Below are 16,654 nucleotides of genomic sequence, written 5' to 3'. Positions count from 1 at the left end.
GCAAAAGGTTCGTGCCATCACGGTTATTTTAAGTCACTGGTAGTTAACACATTCCTGGGGGATAAATGAGCGCGGGAAGCCCAAAATTCACCATCAGCCGCGTGGCGGCACTGTCACTGGTTTCGCTCTGGCTGGCGGGGTGTTCAAGTTCTAATAATGCGCCTGCGCCCGTCAGCTCCGTCGGCGGAAGCAGCGGCTCGGGTAACACGTCCAGTGGAATGCTGATCACGCCTCCACCGAAAATGGGCACCTCGACGCCTCAGCCGCAGCAAACGCCACAGATCCAGCCTGTGCAGACCCCGGTTACGCAGCCAACGCAGATTCAGCCAGTGCAACAGCCTGTTCAGACCGAAAATGGCCGCATAGTGTATAACCGCAAGTATGGGAACATTCCGAAAGGCAGCTATACCGGTGGCAGCACCTATACCGTGAAGCGCGGCGACACGCTGTTCTATATCGCCTGGATCACCGGGAACGATTTCCGTGACCTGGCGCAGCGCAATAACGTCCAGGCCCCGTATGGTCTGGAAGTGGGGCAAACGCTCCAGGTTGGCAACGCGACGGGTACGCCGCTCACGCCTGGCAACACCGTTTCAGCGGCAGACGTAACCGCGCAAAATAACAGCGTTAAGCCTGCACAAAAATCCACCACGCCTGTTGCTTCGCAACCTGTAATTACGTATTCTGAGGATTCAGGTGATCAGAGTGCTAACAAAATGTTGCCGAATAATAAAGGTACTGCGACTGTAGTCACAGCACCGGTTACGGCACCTGTGGTTAGCTCTTCGCAACCGACTGCAAGCAGTCAGATGTCCAGTGCGTCTATTTCTTCATGGCGCTGGCCAACCGACGGCAAAGTTATCGAGAACTTCTCTACCTCTGAAGGGGGGAATAAAGGGATCGATATCGCAGGAAGCAAAGGACAGGCCATCATCGCGACTGCAGACGGTCGCGTTGTGTACGCCGGTAACGCGCTTCGCGGTTACGGTAATCTTATTATCATCAAACACAACGATGATTACCTGAGTGCCTACGCCCATAACGACACTATGCTGGTCCGGGAACAACAAGAAGTTAAGGCGGGGCAAAAAATCGCTACCATGGGTAGCACCGGAACCAGTTCTACACGCTTGCATTTTGAAATTCGTTACAAGGGGAAATCCGTAAACCCGCTGCAGTATTTGCCGCAGCGATAATTTGACGGGGCATGCCAGCCAGGGTGTCTCGTTTAGGGATCACGGGTAGGAGCCACCTTTATGAGTCAGAATACGCTGAAAGTTCATGATTTAAATGAAGATGCGGAATTTGATGAGAACGGAGCAGAGGCTTTTGACGAAAAAGCCTTAGTAGAAGAGGAACCCAGTGATAACGATTTGGCTGAAGAAGAGCTGTTATCGCAGGGCGCCACACAGCGTGTACTGGACGCGACTCAGCTTTACCTTGGGGAGATTGGATACTCCCCACTGTTAACGGCCGAAGAAGAAGTCTATTTCGCACGTCGTGCTTTGCGTGGTGATGTTGCCTCGCGCCGTCGCATGATTGAAAGTAACTTGCGACTGGTCGTAAAAATTGCCCGCCGTTACGGCAATCGTGGTCTGGCTCTGCTGGACCTGATTGAAGAGGGTAATTTAGGCCTCATCCGCGCAGTTGAGAAGTTTGACCCGGAACGCGGGTTCCGCTTCTCAACCTACGCGACCTGGTGGATTCGTCAGACCATCGAACGGGCAATCATGAACCAAACCCGTACGATTCGACTGCCGATCCACATCGTCAAAGAGTTGAACGTCTATCTGCGTACCGCACGCGAGTTGTCCCATAAGCTGGACCACGAGCCAAGCGCGGAAGAGATTGCCGAACAGCTCGATAAACCGGTTGATGACGTAAGCCGTATGCTGCGTCTCAACGAGCGCATTACCTCGGTTGACACCCCATTGGGTGGCGACTCCGAAAAAGCGCTGCTGGACATCCTGGCCGATGAAAAAGACAACGGCCCGGAAGACACCACGCAGGACGATGACATGAAGCAGAGCATCGTTAAATGGCTGTTCGAACTGAACGCCAAACAGCGTGAAGTGCTGGCACGTCGTTTCGGTTTACTGGGGTATGAAGCTGCAACGCTGGAAGACGTCGGCCGTGAAATTGGCCTGACCCGTGAACGCGTTCGTCAGATTCAGGTTGAAGGTCTGCGCCGCCTGCGTGAAATTCTGCAGGGGCAAGGTCTGAGTATCGAAGCGCTGTTCCGCGAATAAGCAACCTTTCGTCAAAAAAGCCCGTCGTGAGACGGGCCTTTTTCTTTTGCGCTACGGCTGTGCCGTCTCGTGCAGCAGTCGCCACGCGATATTATCGCCATCCTCATTCAGCACGGCAGTGGACCAGCGCACGTTGACGGGCAGGTTTGGCCGCGTTTGCGTCTCCCTGTAGTGCAGCACCGCGCCCTTGTCCCACGCCTGCAGCGTCGTTAATTCATCAACCACAATCTTCAGGCCGGGGCGGCTGCCGCGCTGGCTCTCGAGGAAGCTTGCCAGCCCCGCATGGTCAATATGGGCACCCGTGGGGGGGATCATCAGAAAGTCTGGCCGAAAGCGCGCAAGCAGCGCGCGCAAATCTCCTTCGCCCTCCCCGAGCCAGTTTTCCAGCGCAACGTGGACGTCGAGAATCTCTTTTTCATAGCGGGTCATGGTTTCTCCTGTCGAATCTGCATCAGTATCTTCGGGTTGTTAAGATGAAAAACGCGCAGCAGGGGCAGTAACGTCACGGCGGCTGCGAAAATAAACGTCCAGCGCCACGCGCTCGACGGCGGCAGATAGCCTTGCGTCAGGCTCAGCAGCTCTGCCAGCAGCAGGGCGCCCATAAAAAAGCTCAGCTGGCGGTTAAGGTTCCACAGGGCGCTGGCGTCGGGCATCTCCGCGTGTGGAATGGTTAAAAACGCGCTGCTTTGCGCCGTGCTGCTGCACAGGCTGCCGCCGATGCCCATCAGCGTAAAGGCCAGCACGGCCAGCGCGCGCGCCGTTTCCGGCCCGACGTTCATCAGCAGTAAAATCCCCGCCGCCTGCAGCAGGCAGCCGAGGGCAATCAGCGGGCGGGGGCCCGTGCGGTTAAAGTAGCGTCCCGTCGCCGTAATTTCCACAAAGGAAGCCAGCGACCAGGGCAGCATCAGCAGGCCCGTTTCCGCTGGCGTCAGCCCGGCGACGCTTTGCAGGTAGAACATCCCCACCACGTTCACGCCGATGAACATGCCGGGCACGCAGAGGTACACCAGCATTGAAAATCGCAGGAGCGGATCCTTCAGCAGCGGAAGATGCAGCAGGCGCGAAGGTGCCTTCTCGGGCTTTTCGTCGCTGAGCCACAGCCAGGCCAGCGCAAACGTCACCGCGGAGACGGGCAGAGTCACAAAAAAGACCCACCGCCAGCCCAGCGTCTGCACCAGCAGCCCGCCGAGCGCGGGCGAGCATGCCGGTGCCAGCAGGGCGACCAGCATCACCGCCGAGGAGAGCCTGGCGCGCTCGTGCGGCCCGAACTGCTGCCACGCCAGCGCCTGACCAACCGGGATCAGCAGCCCGCCTCCCAGTCCCTGAACGACGCGCCAGGCAATCAGGCTTTCGAGCGAGGTCGCCAGCCCCGCCGCGGTGGACGCCGCGCTAAACAGCAAAAGCGAGATCAGGATAACGCGCCTGGGGCCCAGCACGCGGGCCAGCAGGGCGCTGAAGGGAATAACCAGCGTTAGGCCGGCAATGTAGCCATTGCTCACCCAGGCGAGCGACGCGGGCGCGGCGTGAAGCGCCTGACCCATCGCCGGAAAGGCGACGCTGGCAATAAACATATTGATCAGGTCGAGAAAAAAGCCCAGCAGAAACACGGCCGCAACCCTGGTGCGATACGTCATAAATAATCCTCCCATAAGGCGGCGTATCGTATCGGGCGGCGCGAGGCGGATAAACGCGCTAATCAGCGATATACTGTCAAAAAAATTTTGACGAACGAGAGGCTACAATGCTGAATTTGCAGCGCGCGGCGATTTTTGCGGCGGTCGTGGATACGGGCAGTTTTACCGCGGCGGCAAACGCGATGGGGCTAACGAAAGCGGTGGTGAGCTTCAACATTCGCCAGCTTGAAGCCGAGCTGGGCGTCACCCTGCTGCTGCGCTCTACCCGCCGCCTGACGCTTACCGAGGCCGGCTCGCTTTTTCATCTGCGAAGCGCCGCGCTGCTAAAGGACGCTGAAAACCTGCAGGACGAGGTGCGCGCCAACCACGCGGGGCTGAAGGGGGAGCTGCGCATCACCACCACGCCCGAGTACGGTTCCCGGGTTGTCGTGCCTCTGCTGGCCGAGTTCAGCCTTCTGCACCCCGAGCTGCGCGTGCGGCACGCCTCGTCGTCCCTGCATGCGGATCTGATTTCAGAGCGCTTCGACGTTGCCATTCGGCTGGGGACGCTCGCCGATTCCCGCTACCACGCGGCGCTGATTTCACAGTTCACGATCCTGCCGGTGGCCTCCCCGGGCTGGCTGAAGGCCCATCCCGTTGATTCGCTCGAGGCGCTGGCCGCGGCAGAGTGGATCATTCATGAACGCTTATCCGCGACGCTGCGCTGGCAGGTGAGAAGGACTGACGGGGAAAAAGCCGTGCTGGAAATCAAACAGCCTCCTCGCCTGTTTGCAGACAGCGCCCAGGCGCTGATGGCCTTTGCGCTGGCCGGATGCGGCGTCGCGCTTTTGCCCGAATGGCTGGTGCAAAAGGCGCTGGCGTCCGGCGAGCTGGTGGCCGTACTGCCCGATTATGAATTTGCGTCGCAGGGGATTTATGCCGTCTATCCCGATGCCCGGCACGTGTCGGCGAAGGTCCGCACCTTTATCGATTTTATGCGCGCGCGGGTGAATTAGGGCTGCATCATCTTTTTGATGAGCTCAGCGAAATGCGCCTGCTCTTCCTTGCTGAGCCGTCCGAGAAACGCCTCGTCCACGTCGTTCCCGATGGGCTTGCGGCTTGCAAGCAGCGCTTCGCCTTCGGGGGTCAAAAATACAAACCGTCGGCGTTTATCTGCCGGATCGTGCTCGCGCTTAACCAGCCCGCGCGCCTCCATGCGGCTCAGCATCTCGGCCAGCGTCGCTTTGGTGCTTACCGCCACCTCGGTCAGCGCGACCTGCTCAATGCCCGGATGTTCGGCAATCGAGCGCATCACCGCGTACTGCGGCTTGGTCAGGTCCGGCAGGGCGTGCTGCCACCGCGCGGTATGCTGCTGAAAAAGCTGACGTAACAGGTGGAACGCTTCTTGTCTTAGCTCCATGACCACTCCGACGGAAAAATGTCCCTCTATGATAGCCGCTTATCGGCGGGAATTTAACGCGCCATTTTTTAACATTCCATGCGATCGTGTACGAACGATCTTGTCACCGCGCTCATCCGGGTATAGTTTACTCATTATGTTCGTATACGAACGAAATGTAATGAGGTACTGAATGAGATTGATCGTTGGGATGACGGGTGCCACGGGCGCACCGCTGGGCGTCGCGCTGCTGCAGGCGCTGCGTGAGATGCCGGACGTTGAGACGCATCTGGTGATGTCGAAGTGGGCGAAGACCACGATTGAGCTGGAAACGCCCTTTACCGCCCAGGACGTCGCCGCGCTGGCGGACGTCGTTCATAGCCCTGCCGATCAGGCCGCCACCATTTCATCCGGCTCGTTTCGCACCGACGGCATGATCGTCATTCCGTGCAGCATGAAAACGCTGTCGGGCATCCGCGCGGGATACGCCGAAGGGCTGGTGGGACGCGCGGCGGACGTGGTGCTGAAAGAGGGGCGCAGGCTGGTGCTGGTCCCGCGGGAGACGCCGCTGAGCACCATCCACCTCGAGAACATGCTCGCGCTTTCCCGCATGCGCGTGGCGATGGTGCCGCCCATGCCTGCCTACTACAACCACCCGCAAACCGCCGACGACATTACCCAGCATATCGTGACCCGCGTGCTTGACCAGTTTGGCCTGGAGCACAAAAAGGCGCGCCGCTGGAACGGCCTGCAGCAGGCGAAACAGTTTTCACAGGAGAATAAAAATGGCATTTGATGATTTGAGAAGCTTTCTTCAGGCGCTCGATGAGCAAGGGCAGCTGCTGAAAATCGAGGAAAAGGTGAACGCCGAGCCGGATTTAGCGGCGGCAGCGAACGCCACCGGCCGCATCGGGGACGGCGCGCCCGCGCTGTGGTTTGACAACATTCGCGGTTTTACCGATGCCCGCGTGGTGATGAACACCATCGGCTCCTGGCAGAACCACGCCATCTCGATGGGGCTGCCGCCCAACACGCCGGTGAAAAAGCAGATCGACGAGTTTATCCGCCGCTGGGATAAATTTCCCGTTGCGCCGGAGCGTCGCGCCAACCCGGCCTGGGCGCAGAACACGGTAGACGGTGAGGACATTAACCTGTTCGACATCCTGCCGCTGTTTCGCCTGAACGACGGAGACGGCGGTTTCTATCTTGATAAAGCCTGCGTCGTTTCGCGCGATCCGCTCGATCCCGATCACTTTGGCAAGCAGAACGTCGGCATCTACCGCATGGAAGTGAAGGGCAAGCGCAAGCTCGGCCTGCAGCCGGTACCAATGCACGACATCGCGCTGCACCTGCACAAGGCGGAGGAGCGCGGCGAGGATCTGCCGATTGCGATCACGCTCGGCAACGATCCGATCATTACCCTGATGGGCGCCACCCCGCTGAAATACGATCAGTCCGAGTATGAAATGGCCGGCGCGCTGCGCGAAAGCCCGTACCCGATTGCCACCGCGCCGCTCACCGGGTTTGACGTGCCGTGGGGTTCAGAAGTGATCCTGGAAGGGGTGATCGAGGGCCGCAAGCGCGAGATCGAAGGGCCGTTCGGCGAGTTCACCGGGCACTACTCCGGCGGGCGCAACATGACGGTGGTGCGCATCGATAAAGTTTCGTACCGCACTAAGCCGATTTTTGAATCGCTGTACCTCGGCATGCCGTGGACCGAAATCGACTACCTGATGGGTCCGGCGACCTGCGTGCCGCTCTATCAGCAGCTGAAGGCGGAGTTCCCGGAAGTGCAGGCGGTAAACGCGATGTACACCCACGGGCTGCTGGCGATTATCTCCACCAAAAAACGCTACGGCGGCTTTGCCCGCGCGGTAGGTTTACGCGCAATGACCACGCCGCACGGGCTGGGCTACGTGAAGATGGTCATCATGGTGGATGAAGACGTCGATCCGTTTAACCTGCCGCAGGTGATGTGGGCGCTGTCGTCGAAGGTGAATCCGGCGGGGGATCTGGTGCAACTGCCGAACATGTCGGTGCTGGAGCTTGACCCTGGCTCAAGCCCGGCGGGGATCACCGACAAGCTGATTATTGATGCCACCACGCCCGTCGCGCCGGATAACCGTGGCCACTACAGCCAGCCGGTGCAGGATCTGCCTGAAACCAAAGCCTGGGCCGAGAAACTGACCGCGATGCTGGCCGCACGCCAATAAGGAGGAAAAGATGATTTGTCCACGTTGTGCCGATGAGCATATTGAAGTGATGGCGACGTCGCCGGTGAAAGGCGTCTGGACCGTTTACCAGTGCCAGCACTGTTTGTATACCTGGCGCGATACCGAGCCGCTGCGCCGCACCAGCCGCGAGCACTATCCGGAGGCGTTCCGCATGACGCAGAAGGATATCGATGAGGCCCCGCAGGTGCCGACGATCCCACCGCTGCTGTAAAAAAAGCCTGGTAGATAATATCGTGCGCTTTGTTTTGCCGGGTGGCGGCTTCGCCTTACCCGGCCTACAAAACCCGTAGGCCCGGTAAGCGCAGCGCCACCGGGCAAAAGACCGCAGAGAACTAAACCAGACTCTTCAACCGATAAATCCACTCCAGCGCCTGACGCGGCGTAAGCGAATCCGGATCGAGATTTTCCAGCGCTTCCACCGCTGGCGACGTCTCCTCAGCAGGGGCCAGCAGCGACATCTGGGTTCCGTCGATCTGCGTTGCCGCCGCGTTCGGAGACAGGCTTTCCAGTTCGCGCAGCTTCTGACGCGCGCGCTTAATTACTTCCTTCGGCACGCCCGCCAGCGCGGCCACGGCCAGGCCGTAGCTCTTGCTTGCCGCACCGTCCTGCACCGTGTGCATAAAGGCGATGGTATCGCCGTGCTCCAGCGCGTCGAGGTGGACGTTCGCCACGCCCTCCATTTTCTCCGGCAGCTGCGTCAGCTCGAAGTAGTGCGTAGCAAACAGCGTCAGCGCCTTGATTTTGTTCGCCAGATTTTCCGCGCAGGCCCAGGCCAGCGACAGCCCGTCGTAGGTTGAGGTGCCGCGTCCGATCTCGTCCATCAGCACCAGGCTGTGCTCGGTCGCGTTATGCAGAATGTTGGCGGTTTCGGTCATCTCCACCATAAAGGTTGAGCGTCCGCTGGCCAGATCGTCCGCCGCGCCCACGCGCGTGAAGATGCGGTCGATGGGGCCAATCTCAACGTTTTGCGCCGGGACGTAGCTGCCGATATAGGCCAGCAGCGCAATCAGCGCCGTCTGGCGCATGTAGGTACTTTTACCGCCCATGTTGGGGCCGGTAATAATGAGCATTCTTCGCTGCGGCGACAGGCTTAGCGGGTTGGCAATGAAGGGCTCGTTCAGCACCCGTTCCACCACCGGGTGGCGGCCTTCGGTGATGCGAATACCGGGCTTATCGCTAAAGGTTGGGCAGGTGTAGTTCAGCGTGTCGGCGCGTTCCGCCAGGTTGACCAGCACGTCCAGCTCCGCCAGGGCGGCAGCGCTTGACTGCAGGTCGGCAAGATGCGGCATCAGCATATCGAACAGTTCGTCATACAGCTGTTTTTCCAGCGCCAGGGCTTTGCCCTTGGAGGTCAGGACTTTGTCCTCATACTCTTTCAGCTCCGGGATGATGTAGCGTTCGGCATTTTTCAGCGTCTGGCGGCGAACGTAGTGGATAGGAGCCAGATGGCTCTGGCCGCGGCTAATCTGAATGTAGTAGCCGTGCACCGCGTTATAGCCGACCTTCAGCGTATCCAGCCCGAGGCGCTCGCGCTCTCGGATTTCCAGCTTATCGAGATAGTCCGTTGCGCCGTCTGCCAGCGCGCGCCATTCGTCCAGCTCTTCGTTATAGCCCGGCGCGATCACGCCGCCGTCGCGTACCAGCACCGGCGGAGCGTCGATGATGGCGCGCTCAAGCAGCTCGCGCAGCTCGGTAAACTCGCCCATCGTTTCGCGCAGCGCCTGCACCGGCGCGCTGTCGACGTCGCCAAGCTGGGCGCGCAGCTCCGGCAGCTGCTGGAAGGCGTGGCGCATCCGCGCCAAGTCGCGCGGGCGCGCCGTGCGTAGCGCAAGCCGCGCCAGAATACGTTCCAGATCGCCCACCTGACGCAGCACCGGCTGCAGTTCGGTATAGCGCTCCTGCAGGGCAGCAATGGTCTGCTGGCGGCCGACCAGCGTGGCGGTGTTGCGGATGGGCATATGCAGCCAGCGCTTGAGCATGCGGCTGCCCATCGGGGTGACGGTGCTGTCCAGCACCGCGGCGAGGGTATTCTCCACGCCGCCGGCAAGGTTCTGGGTGATCTCCAGATTGCGGCGCGTAGCGGCATCCATGATGATGCTGTCCTGCTGGCGTTCCATCGTGATGGAGCGAATGTGCGGCAGGGTGGTGCGCTGGGTGTCTTTCACGTATTGCAGCAAACAGCCCGCGGCGCACAGGCCGCGCGGGGCGTTCTCAACGCCAAAGCCAATCAGATCGCGGGTGCCAAACTGCAGGTTCAGCTGCTGGCGCGCGGTGTCAATTTCAAACTCCCACAGCGGACGGCGGCGCAGGCCGCGACGCCCCTCAATGAGCGCCATTTCCGCGAAGTCTTCGGCATACAGCAGTTCCGCCGGGTTAGTGCGCTGCAGCTCGGCGGCCATCGTCTCGCGGTCGGCGGGTTCGCTCAGGCGAAAACGTCCGGAGCTGATGTCCAGCGTCGCGTAACCAAAGCCTTTGTTATCCTGCCACAGCGCAGCTAGCAGGTTATCCTGGCGCTCCTGGAGCAGGGCTTCGTCGCTGATGGTGCCCGGCGTAACGATGCGCACAACCTTGCGTTCAACCGGCCCTTTCGACGTGGCCGGGTCGCCAATCTGCTCGCAAATCGCAACGGACTCGCCCTGGTTCACCAGCTTCGCAAGGTAGTTTTCTACCGCGTGATGCGGGATACCGGCCATCGGAATCGGTTCACCAGCCGAGGCGCCGCGCTTGGTCAGGGAAATATCGAGCAGCTGCGATGCGCGTTTGGCATCGTCATAAAAGAGCTCGTAAAAATCGCCCATACGGTAAAACAGCAGAATTTCCGGATGCTGTGCTTTCAGCTTCAGGTACTGCTGCATCATCGGCGTATGTGCATCTAAATTGTCGATTGTGCTCATGGAGTTATGATATCCATTTCTTTGATAATGATGTTCTTTATGCGGCTCAGAGGCCGCTGGTTTCCTCTATTGTCGCATGAAAAAATAGCCCCGCGCAGAAAAAAGTCGCGACTTTACGAGACGCCTTCCGGCATCAGTTCAATGACGATTTTTCCGTGTTCAACGTCCACCCGAACCTGCGAATTTGTGGTAAATCCTGCCTTTTCAAGCCAGTCGCCTTTTAAGCTCAGCGCGGCGTGCACGCTGTAGCGGGTCGGGATTTTGGTTTTCCTGTCTTCATGGCGTTTTCGGAAGTAGCCGACCTTCAGGTGGCGATGGGGTTTGGCGATGACGATCTCTGGCATACGGCCTCCGGTTTATACGTGCGGCGTGGGTTCTTGATGCCTGTATAAAATACCAGTAATTTCCTCGTTGAGTCGGCCCAAAACTGGAAGGCGTCTTCAGAAAATAAAATGCAACGACTGAAAGCCGCTGCATAAAGAGGTATTATCTATGCATGTTTTGAAGGGGTAATGACCTATGTCCGGGAAACGCATCGCACGAGAAAAAGAGACGATCGCTAAAATGATCGCCCTGTATGAAAAGCAGTGCCCGCAGGCCGAGGAAGAAGAGGGACACTATCAGCAGTTGAATGCCTACGCCGACAAGCGTCTGGATAAATGCGTATTCGGTGAGGAAAAGCCCGCCTGTAAACAGTGCCCGGTTCACTGCTACCAGCCCGCAAAGCGGGAAGAGATGAAGCAGGTAATGCGCTGGGCGGGCCCGCGGATGCTGTGGCGGCACCCGATTTTGACACTACGTCATCTGATTGACGATCGCCGTCCGGTGCCGGAACTGCCGGAAAAATACCGTCCTAAAAAGTAGCGACGGCTACGCCAGGCTCTCTTTATCAATGCCCAGGCGCTTCATGCGCGACAGCAGCGTGGTGCGCTTTAGCCCAAGACGCTGCGCGGCCCCTTTCGGCCCTGCCACAACGCCGTTCGTCTCTTTGAGCACGCGCATAATCAGCTGATACTCGTCCTCGCCTTCCCGCGCCACGTCCGTTGCGGCCATTGGCGCCTCCGGCAGCGACACTTCAGGCAGCGAAAGCTGCAGCACGCTGCCGCGCGTCAACAGCACCGCGCGTTCGATAACGTTTTCCAGCTCGCGCACGTTGCCCGGCCACTCCATGGACGAGAGGATGCGCAGGGTTTCGGCGGGAATGCTGTCGATGTTGCGCCCCATGCGGCGGGCAATTTTGGCGGTAAACGCTTTGACCAGCAGCGGGATATCCTCCGGTCGCTCGCGCAGCGGCGGCAGGCAAATCGGAAAAACGTTCAGGCGGTAGTAGAGGTCGCTGCGAAACTCGCGGTCGGCGACCATTTTTTTCAGATCGCGATTGGTGGCGGCGATTAAGCGCACGTCCGTCTGGATCAGCTTATTGCTGCCGAGGCGCTCAAACTCCTGCTCCTGCAGGACGCGAAGCAGCTTCGGCTGCAGCTCCAGCGGCATATCGCCCACCTCGTCCAGGAACAGCGAGCTTTTATCCGCCAACTCAAAGCGCCCCAGCCGCTGGCTGCTGGCACCGGTAAACGCGCCGCGCTCGTGGCCGAAGAGATCGCTTTCCAGCAGGCCCGCAGGCATGGCCGCACAGTTCATCTTCACCATGCGGCGGCTGTTGCGGTTGCTTAAATTGTGGATGGCGCGGGCAATCAGCTCTTTACCCGTCCCGGTTTCGCCGAGGATCAGCACCGTGCTGTCGCTCTGCGCCACCATTTCCACCTGCTTCAGCACGCTGTACATCGCGTCGCTGCGCCCGATGATTTCGCCGAACTCGCTGTCCACGTTGTTCAGCTGTTCGGTCAGGGCCAGGTTCTCATCCACCAGCCGCTCCTTCAGGCGGTGGATCTCCTGATAGGCCAGCGCGTTATCCAGCGCGATAGAGATGCGTTCGGCAATCTGGCGCAGCAGCTTCAGGTTGGCGGTAGTGAATACGCCCTCATCGCACTGCGCCAGCTTCAGCACGCCGAGCATGGTATCGCCGGACATCAGCGGCAGCAGGCACAGCGTCTGGATTTTATTCCCCCAGGTGTTAAACAGCATCCGCTCGTAGGGGGCCAGCGCGTCGCGCTCGTTCAGGTTCAGCAGCAGGATCTCTTTGCTTTTAAAGACCCGCTCGGACAGGGTTCCCGCTTCGTCCACTTCGCTCTGCTCGTGCGCCGGGTTCTCTTCATCAAGATAGTGGGTGGAGTAAATATTCAGCTTGCCCTTGCGGTGGCCGCGCAGCGCGATGCTGATGGCGTCGATTTTGAAATAGTGGTGGATCTCTTTCGACACTTCGCTGACCAGCTCGTCCATGTCGAGACGGGACAGCACGGCGTTGGTGATGGCCACCAGGATGCGAAAATTATCGCGTTCGCGGCTCAGCAGATCGTAGTCGACGTTATTGCTGACGCGGCTCTGGATCTGCTCCGCGACCACGGCGACGATCTGGGTGAAGGTGTGCAGCCGCTCATACTCCGCCTCGGTCCACGGCTGATGGGTGGTGCGGATAAATTCGCAGCCGCCAAAAATTCGCCCATCCACCGCCAGCGGCAGCAGGCTGTAGTGGCCGAAAGGCTGATACAGGGCGCTGTCGGCAAGCATCGGCCAGGCCTGCTGAAATTCATCGAAGCTGCAGTGCAGCGCTTCCGGGCGCGAGAGAAGGCGACGTACCGGGCCGTGCGCCAGGTAGGTTTCATCCTCATATTCAAAGATTTTGCCGTTCTCACGCGTTGAGTAGTAGCTTGCGCGCTGCGTTCCGCCGTGCCACAGCACAATGGCGGCGCTGTCCGCCAGCGCGGACTGCCTGACCAGACGCGTCAGGGTATCGCTCAGCGAGCCGAGATCGGGCTGCTGTAAAAGTGTGCGCGTAATATCAAACAGGCCCTGCTGTCCAAGATCGCTCATCGGTGTATACGGCATATTGCTTTCCAATAGAAACTGGCAAAAAGAAAAAACAGCGCTGGCCGCTTATGGCGCGACTCTAGCAAATTCGCGGCAACGGCTCCGCGTGCGGCAGATCGAGCGTGCGCTTGACGCCGTAAAGCCCGGCCAGACGTACGCCTTTGCGTTCAACCACCTCACCAATTATCGCGGCCTCAGCCCCTAGAGGATGAGCGCGCAGCGCCGCAAGAACGGCGTCCGCCGCCTGGCGCTCTACGCCGATCAGCAGCTTGCCTTCGTTAGCAAAGTTTAGCGGATCGAGGCCAAGCAGCTCGCACAGCCCGCGCACTTCCTGCTTCACGGGCAGGCTGCGCTCGCTGAGCTCAATGCCAAAACCGCTGCTGGCGGCAAACTCGTGCGCCACGGCGTTGACGCCGCCGCGGGTGGCATCGCGCATCGCCTTCACGCCCGGCACCGCGCGCAGCGCCTGAACAAGCGGCGTCAGCACCGCGCAGTCGCTGCGAAGCTCGCCGTCCAGCCCAAGCCCTTCGCGCAGGTTCAGAATGGTCGCGCCGTGGCAGCCGAGCGTTCCGCTGACCAGCAGCACGTCTCCCGGCGACAGGTGCCTTGCGCCCCAGTGAACGTCGGCGGGGATCGCCCCCATTCCGGCGGTATTGATAAACAGCTTGTCCGCCGCGCCGCGCTGCACCACCTTGGTATCGCCGGTCACGATCGCGATGCCCGCCTCGCGCGCGGTACGCGCCATGCTGCCGACCACCGCTTTAAGCGTCTCCATCGGCAGGCCCTCTTCGAGGATAAATCCACACGAAAGATACTGAGGCACCGCGCCGCTGACGGCCACGTCGTTCGCCGTCCCGCAGACGGCCAGCTTGCCGATATCGCCTCCGGGGAAGAACAGCGGGTCAATGACGTAGCTGTCCGTAGAAAACGCCAGCCTGTCGCCGCGCGCGGTGAGCGTAGAGAGATCGATGCGCGCCTGGTCTTCCTGCTCCGCCAGCCACGGGTTGTTAAACGCCTCCATAAACAGCTTATCGATCAGCTGCTGCATCGCCTTACCGCCGCTGCCGTGCGCCATTTCCACCGTGTTCATGCTTCACACTCCTGATTGCGATACTGATACCACGCGGCGCAGGCCCCTTCGGAGGAGACCATCAGCGCGCCGAAGGCGGTTTGCGGGTTACAGGTTTTACCCAGTAACGGGCATTGATGGGGCTTGCATTTGCCGGTGAGCACCTCGCCGCAGCGCGCGCGGGGATCGTCGCACACCAGCTGCGGCCGCGGGCGAAAGTGCGCTTCGGCGTCAAACTGGCGGTACGCGGGCCTCAGGTGAACGCCGGATTCGGCAATCAGCCCCAGCCCGCGCCACTCGCTGTCGCCCTCTACCGTAAACACATCGGCAATCGCCCGGCGAGCGTGAATATTTCCGCCGTCCGGCACCACGCGCCGGTACTGGTTTTCCACCACGCTCAGGGCCGCTATTTTCTGCTCAACCAGCATCAGCACGCCTTGCAGTAGATCAAGTGGTTCGAATCCGGCAACCACTAACGGGCGATGGTAATCGTCAGCGATGAAGCCGTAGGCCTCGGTGCCGATGACCATGCTGACGTGGCCGGGGGCCAGAAAGGCGTCGATGCCGTTTCCCGGCTCCGCCAGCAGGCTGCGCAGCGTGGGTATCAGCGTAATGTGCTGGCAGAAAAAGAAAAAGTTTTTACTGTCGCGGGCTTTCGCTTGCTGGAGCGTGATCGCAGTTGCGGGCATGGTGGTTTCAAAACCGAGCCCAAAAAAGACCACCTTGCGCGTCGGGTTTGCCGCCGCCAGGTTAAGGGCGTCCATGGGCGAATACACGATGCGCACGTCCGCTCCGCGCGCTTTGGCCTGAAGCAGAGAGCCATTTTTGCCCGGCACGCGCATCGCGTCGCCAAAGGTGCAGAAGATGACGTCGGGCTGGCTGGCAATCTCAATGCAGCTGTCGATGCGCCCCATCGGCAGCACGCAGACCGGGCAGCCGGGGCCGTGGATGAACTCAATGTTTTCCGGCAGCAGCTGGTCGAGGCCAAACTTGAAGATGGCGTGGGTGTGCCCGCCGCAGACCTCCATAATTCGCAGCGGCCGCTGTGCGGTGTAGTCCAGCAGGGCGGCGCGTTTTTTTAGCCGTTCGATAAGCTGCATCACCCGCTCCGGCGCGCGGTATTCGTCAACGTAACGCATGGATCACCGCTCCTCGCCGTACAGCAGCGCGCCGACGTCAGGCTCGACGTCAAACATATTTTGCAGCGCTTCGAGGGTGTCGCGCGCTTCCGCTTCGTTAATCACGCTCATGGCAAAGCCCACGTGCACCAGCACCCACTGGCCCAGCCGCGGGGCGCCGGATTCATCCCGGTCGCCCACCAGCGTGAGATCGACATCGCGCAGCACGCCGCAGACGTCCACCTTTGCCTGGTTCCCCTCAATGGAACGTATTTGCCCCGGAACGCCTATGCACATCGTTCGTTCTCCAGCCAGCTCAGCCAGGCGTCCATGCCGTCGCCGCGGGTGGCGGACACCAGCAGGATGTGAATGTCGGGATTCACCTCGCGGGCGTACGCCAGGCACTTATCCACGTCGAAGTTGAGGTACGGCAGCAGGTCGATTTTGTTCAGCAGCATCAGCGAGGCGGCGGCAAACATGTGCGGATACTTGAGCGGTTTGTCTTCCCCTTCGGTCACCGAGAGCACCGCCACCTTATGCCGTTCGCCAAGGTCGAAGCTCGCCGGGCACACCAGGTTGCCGACGTTCTCAATAAAGAAAATGCCGTTATCCGCCAGCGGCAGGCGCGGCGCGGCATCGGCAATCATCTGCGCGTCGAGGTGGCAGCCTTTACCGGTGTTCACCTGAATGGCGGGCGTGCCGGTTTCACGGATGCGCGCGGCGTCGTTGACGGTTTGCTGGTCGCCCTCGATGACCGCGCAGGAGACGCGTGCGTTCAGCCGCTTCAGGGTCTCGGTCAGCAGCGTGGTTTTGCCGGAGCCGGGGCTGGAGACCAGGTTCAGCACCAGCTGCTGGCGGGCGGCGAAGCGGGCGCGGTTGCGGGCCGCCAGGCGGTTGTTCTTGTCGAGCACGTTGATTTCAACGTCCAGCATCTGGCGCTGGCTGATGCCCGGCGCGTGGGTTCCGGCTTCACCGTGGCCGTAGTGCAGATCGCCCGCAGCGGATTGCCGAGGCGTGAAGGTCAGGCCGGTCAATGCCGCAGCCGGACGCGGCGCGGGTGAAAAGGGCGCGGAGCGAAACGCGGAGTGGGGGCGATGTTCATCCCCTTCAATATACAGGTTGCCTTCAGCGCAACCGCAGGTACTGCACATAG

17 protein-coding genes are annotated in these 16,654 nt (G+C 60.3%); 7 read left to right on the top strand and 10 right to left on the bottom strand.

All coding sequences use genetic code 11. From position 1 onward, the window contains the following. The first annotated feature begins 65 nt into the window (after positions 1–65). Together nlpD and rpoS are read left to right on the top strand one after the other, a co-directional pair. Positions 66–1,196, top strand: coding sequence for a murein hydrolase activator NlpD (gene nlpD, locus AB8804_RS16095; protein WP_371187882.1), 1,131 nt, complete (start codon positions 66–68; stop codon positions 1,194–1,196). A gap of 60 nt (positions 1,197–1,256) precedes the next feature. After that, complete coding sequence (rpoS, locus tag AB8804_RS16090; protein WP_371187880.1) at positions 1,257–2,249, top strand: RNA polymerase sigma factor RpoS; 993 nt, start codon at positions 1,257–1,259, stop codon at positions 2,247–2,249. Between the two features lie 51 nt (positions 2,250–2,300). Here rpoS and AB8804_RS16085 read toward each other — a convergent pair whose 3' ends face one another. Both AB8804_RS16085 and AB8804_RS16080 read right to left on the bottom strand, forming a co-directional pair. Then, positions 2,301–2,678, bottom strand: coding sequence for a DUF4440 domain-containing protein (locus tag AB8804_RS16085; RefSeq protein ID WP_371187878.1), 378 nt, complete (start codon positions 2,676–2,678; stop codon positions 2,301–2,303). Beyond that, a complete protein-coding gene (locus AB8804_RS16080) occupies positions 2,675–3,883 on the bottom strand; it encodes an MFS transporter (protein ID WP_371187876.1) in 1,209 nt (402 codons plus the stop codon). The genes AB8804_RS16085 and AB8804_RS16080 overlap by 4 nt, the downstream gene beginning before the upstream one ends. A 107-nt stretch (positions 3,884–3,990) precedes the next feature. On the opposite strand from AB8804_RS16080, the gene AB8804_RS16075 reads away from it, so the two are divergent. Then, on the top strand, positions 3,991–4,878 hold the full coding sequence (locus tag AB8804_RS16075; protein ID WP_371187874.1) for a LysR family transcriptional regulator: 888 nt from the start codon (positions 3,991–3,993) through the stop codon (positions 4,876–4,878). On the opposite strand, the gene AB8804_RS16070 is transcribed toward AB8804_RS16075, so the two are convergent. Continuing rightward, complete coding sequence (locus tag AB8804_RS16070) at positions 4,875–5,282, bottom strand: MarR family winged helix-turn-helix transcriptional regulator (RefSeq protein ID WP_371187872.1); 408 nt, start codon at positions 5,280–5,282, stop codon at positions 4,875–4,877. The two genes, AB8804_RS16075 and AB8804_RS16070, sit on opposite strands and share 4 nt — an antisense overlap. A gap of 172 nt (positions 5,283–5,454) precedes the next feature. On the opposite strand from AB8804_RS16070, the gene AB8804_RS16065 reads away from it, so the two are divergent. The 3 genes from AB8804_RS16065 to AB8804_RS16055 are packed head-to-tail and all read left to right on the top strand — an operon-like array spanning position 5,455 to position 7,706. After that, on the top strand, positions 5,455–6,057 hold the full coding sequence (locus AB8804_RS16065; protein ID WP_371187870.1) for a non-oxidative hydroxyarylic acid decarboxylases subunit B: 603 nt from the start codon (positions 5,455–5,457) through the stop codon (positions 6,055–6,057). Next, positions 6,047–7,474, top strand: coding sequence for a non-oxidative hydroxyarylic acid decarboxylases subunit C (locus AB8804_RS16060; RefSeq protein WP_371187868.1), 1,428 nt, complete (start codon positions 6,047–6,049; stop codon positions 7,472–7,474). The genes AB8804_RS16065 and AB8804_RS16060 overlap by 11 nt, the downstream gene beginning before the upstream one ends. Before the next feature lie 10 nt (positions 7,475–7,484). Next, a complete protein-coding gene (locus AB8804_RS16055; RefSeq protein WP_003862116.1) occupies positions 7,485–7,706 on the top strand; it encodes a non-oxidative hydroxyarylic acid decarboxylases subunit D in 222 nt (73 codons plus the stop codon). Positions 7,707–7,827: 121 nt separating this feature from the next. Here AB8804_RS16055 and mutS read toward each other — a convergent pair whose 3' ends face one another. Then, the gene (gene mutS, locus AB8804_RS16050) at positions 7,828–10,389 is read right to left on the bottom strand and encodes a DNA mismatch repair protein MutS (RefSeq protein ID WP_371187863.1); all 2,562 of its coding nucleotides are present in this window, start codon (positions 10,387–10,389) and stop codon (positions 7,828–7,830) included. Positions 10,390–10,502: 113 nt separating this feature from the next. Beyond that, positions 10,503–10,733: a SymE family type I addiction module toxin gene (locus AB8804_RS16045; protein ID WP_371187861.1), complete on the bottom strand. Its 231-nt coding sequence runs from the start codon at positions 10,731–10,733 to the stop codon at positions 10,503–10,505. 175 nt (positions 10,734–10,908) lie between these two features. Between AB8804_RS16045 and AB8804_RS16040 the strand changes: the two genes are divergently transcribed. Next, positions 10,909–11,253, top strand: coding sequence for a nitrous oxide-stimulated promoter family protein (locus AB8804_RS16040; protein WP_371187859.1), 345 nt, complete (start codon positions 10,909–10,911; stop codon positions 11,251–11,253). A 6-nt stretch (positions 11,254–11,259) separates the two neighbouring features. Here AB8804_RS16040 and flhA read toward each other — a convergent pair whose 3' ends face one another. The 5 genes from flhA to hypB all read right to left on the bottom strand — a co-directional run bounded on the left by flhA (position 11,260) and on the right by hypB (position 16,652). Further along, positions 11,260–13,332: a formate hydrogenlyase transcriptional activator FlhA gene (gene flhA, locus AB8804_RS16035; RefSeq protein ID WP_371187857.1), complete on the bottom strand. Its 2,073-nt coding sequence runs from the start codon at positions 13,330–13,332 to the stop codon at positions 11,260–11,262. Between the two features lie 61 nt (positions 13,333–13,393). After that, positions 13,394–14,404, bottom strand: coding sequence for a hydrogenase expression/formation protein HypE (hypE, locus tag AB8804_RS16030; protein ID WP_371187855.1), 1,011 nt, complete (start codon positions 14,402–14,404; stop codon positions 13,394–13,396). Beyond that, a complete protein-coding gene (gene hypD / locus AB8804_RS16025; protein WP_371187853.1) occupies positions 14,401–15,522 on the bottom strand; it encodes a hydrogenase formation protein HypD in 1,122 nt (373 codons plus the stop codon). Before hypD ends, hypE begins: the two co-directional genes overlap by 4 nt. A 3-nt stretch (positions 15,523–15,525) precedes the next feature. Further along, on the bottom strand, positions 15,526–15,798 hold the full coding sequence (locus AB8804_RS16020; protein ID WP_371187851.1) for a HypC/HybG/HupF family hydrogenase formation chaperone: 273 nt from the start codon (positions 15,796–15,798) through the stop codon (positions 15,526–15,528). After that, entirely contained in the window at positions 15,789–16,652 is an 864-nt protein-coding gene (hypB, locus tag AB8804_RS16015; RefSeq protein WP_371187849.1) for a hydrogenase nickel incorporation protein HypB, read from the bottom strand. The genes AB8804_RS16020 and hypB overlap by 10 nt, the downstream gene beginning before the upstream one ends. Between the last annotated feature and the right edge of the window lie 2 nt (positions 16,653–16,654).

It is taken from the genome of Enterobacter sp. KBR-315C3_2022 (assembly GCF_041399425.1).
In the GTDB taxonomy this organism is placed as follows: Bacteria; Pseudomonadota; Gammaproteobacteria; order Enterobacterales; family Enterobacteriaceae; genus Enterobacter.
This window is presented reverse-complemented; position numbering and strand designations above follow the sequence as displayed.

Coding starts and splice junctions, on each gene's coding strand:
- AB8804_RS16070 (WP_371187872.1), bottom strand. CDS start 5,282: ATGGAGCTAAGACAAGAAGCGTTCCACCTGTTACGTCAGCTTTTTCAG.
- AB8804_RS16040 (WP_371187859.1), top strand. CDS start 10,909: ATGTCCGGGAAACGCATCGCACGAGAAAAAGAGACGATCGCTAAAATG.
- hypB (WP_371187849.1), bottom strand. CDS start 16,652: ATGTGCAGTACCTGCGGTTGCGCTGAAGGCAACCTGTATATTGAAGGG.
- flhA (WP_371187857.1), bottom strand. CDS start 13,332: ATGCCGTATACACCGATGAGCGATCTTGGACAGCAGGGCCTGTTTGAT.
- AB8804_RS16075 (WP_371187874.1), top strand. CDS start 3,991: ATGCTGAATTTGCAGCGCGCGGCGATTTTTGCGGCGGTCGTGGATACG.
- AB8804_RS16055 (WP_003862116.1), top strand. CDS start 7,485: ATGATTTGTCCACGTTGTGCCGATGAGCATATTGAAGTGATGGCGACG.
- AB8804_RS16020 (WP_371187851.1), bottom strand. CDS start 15,798: ATGTGCATAGGCGTTCCGGGGCAAATACGTTCCATTGAGGGGAACCAG.
- AB8804_RS16045 (WP_371187861.1), bottom strand. CDS start 10,733: ATGCCAGAGATCGTCATCGCCAAACCCCATCGCCACCTGAAGGTCGGC.
- AB8804_RS16060 (WP_371187868.1), top strand. CDS start 6,047: ATGGCATTTGATGATTTGAGAAGCTTTCTTCAGGCGCTCGATGAGCAA.
- AB8804_RS16085 (WP_371187878.1), bottom strand. CDS start 2,678: ATGACCCGCTATGAAAAAGAGATTCTCGACGTCCACGTTGCGCTGGAA.
- AB8804_RS16065 (WP_371187870.1), top strand. CDS start 5,455: ATGAGATTGATCGTTGGGATGACGGGTGCCACGGGCGCACCGCTGGGC.
- nlpD (WP_371187882.1), top strand. CDS start 66: ATGAGCGCGGGAAGCCCAAAATTCACCATCAGCCGCGTGGCGGCACTG.
- AB8804_RS16080 (WP_371187876.1), bottom strand. CDS start 3,883: ATGACGTATCGCACCAGGGTTGCGGCCGTGTTTCTGCTGGGCTTTTTT.
- hypD (WP_371187853.1), bottom strand. CDS start 15,522: ATGCGTTACGTTGACGAATACCGCGCGCCGGAGCGGGTGATGCAGCTT.
- rpoS (WP_371187880.1), top strand. CDS start 1,257: ATGAGTCAGAATACGCTGAAAGTTCATGATTTAAATGAAGATGCGGAA.
- mutS (WP_371187863.1), bottom strand. CDS start 10,389: ATGAGCACAATCGACAATTTAGATGCACATACGCCGATGATGCAGCAG.
- hypE (WP_371187855.1), bottom strand. CDS start 14,404: ATGAACACGGTGGAAATGGCGCACGGCAGCGGCGGTAAGGCGATGCAG.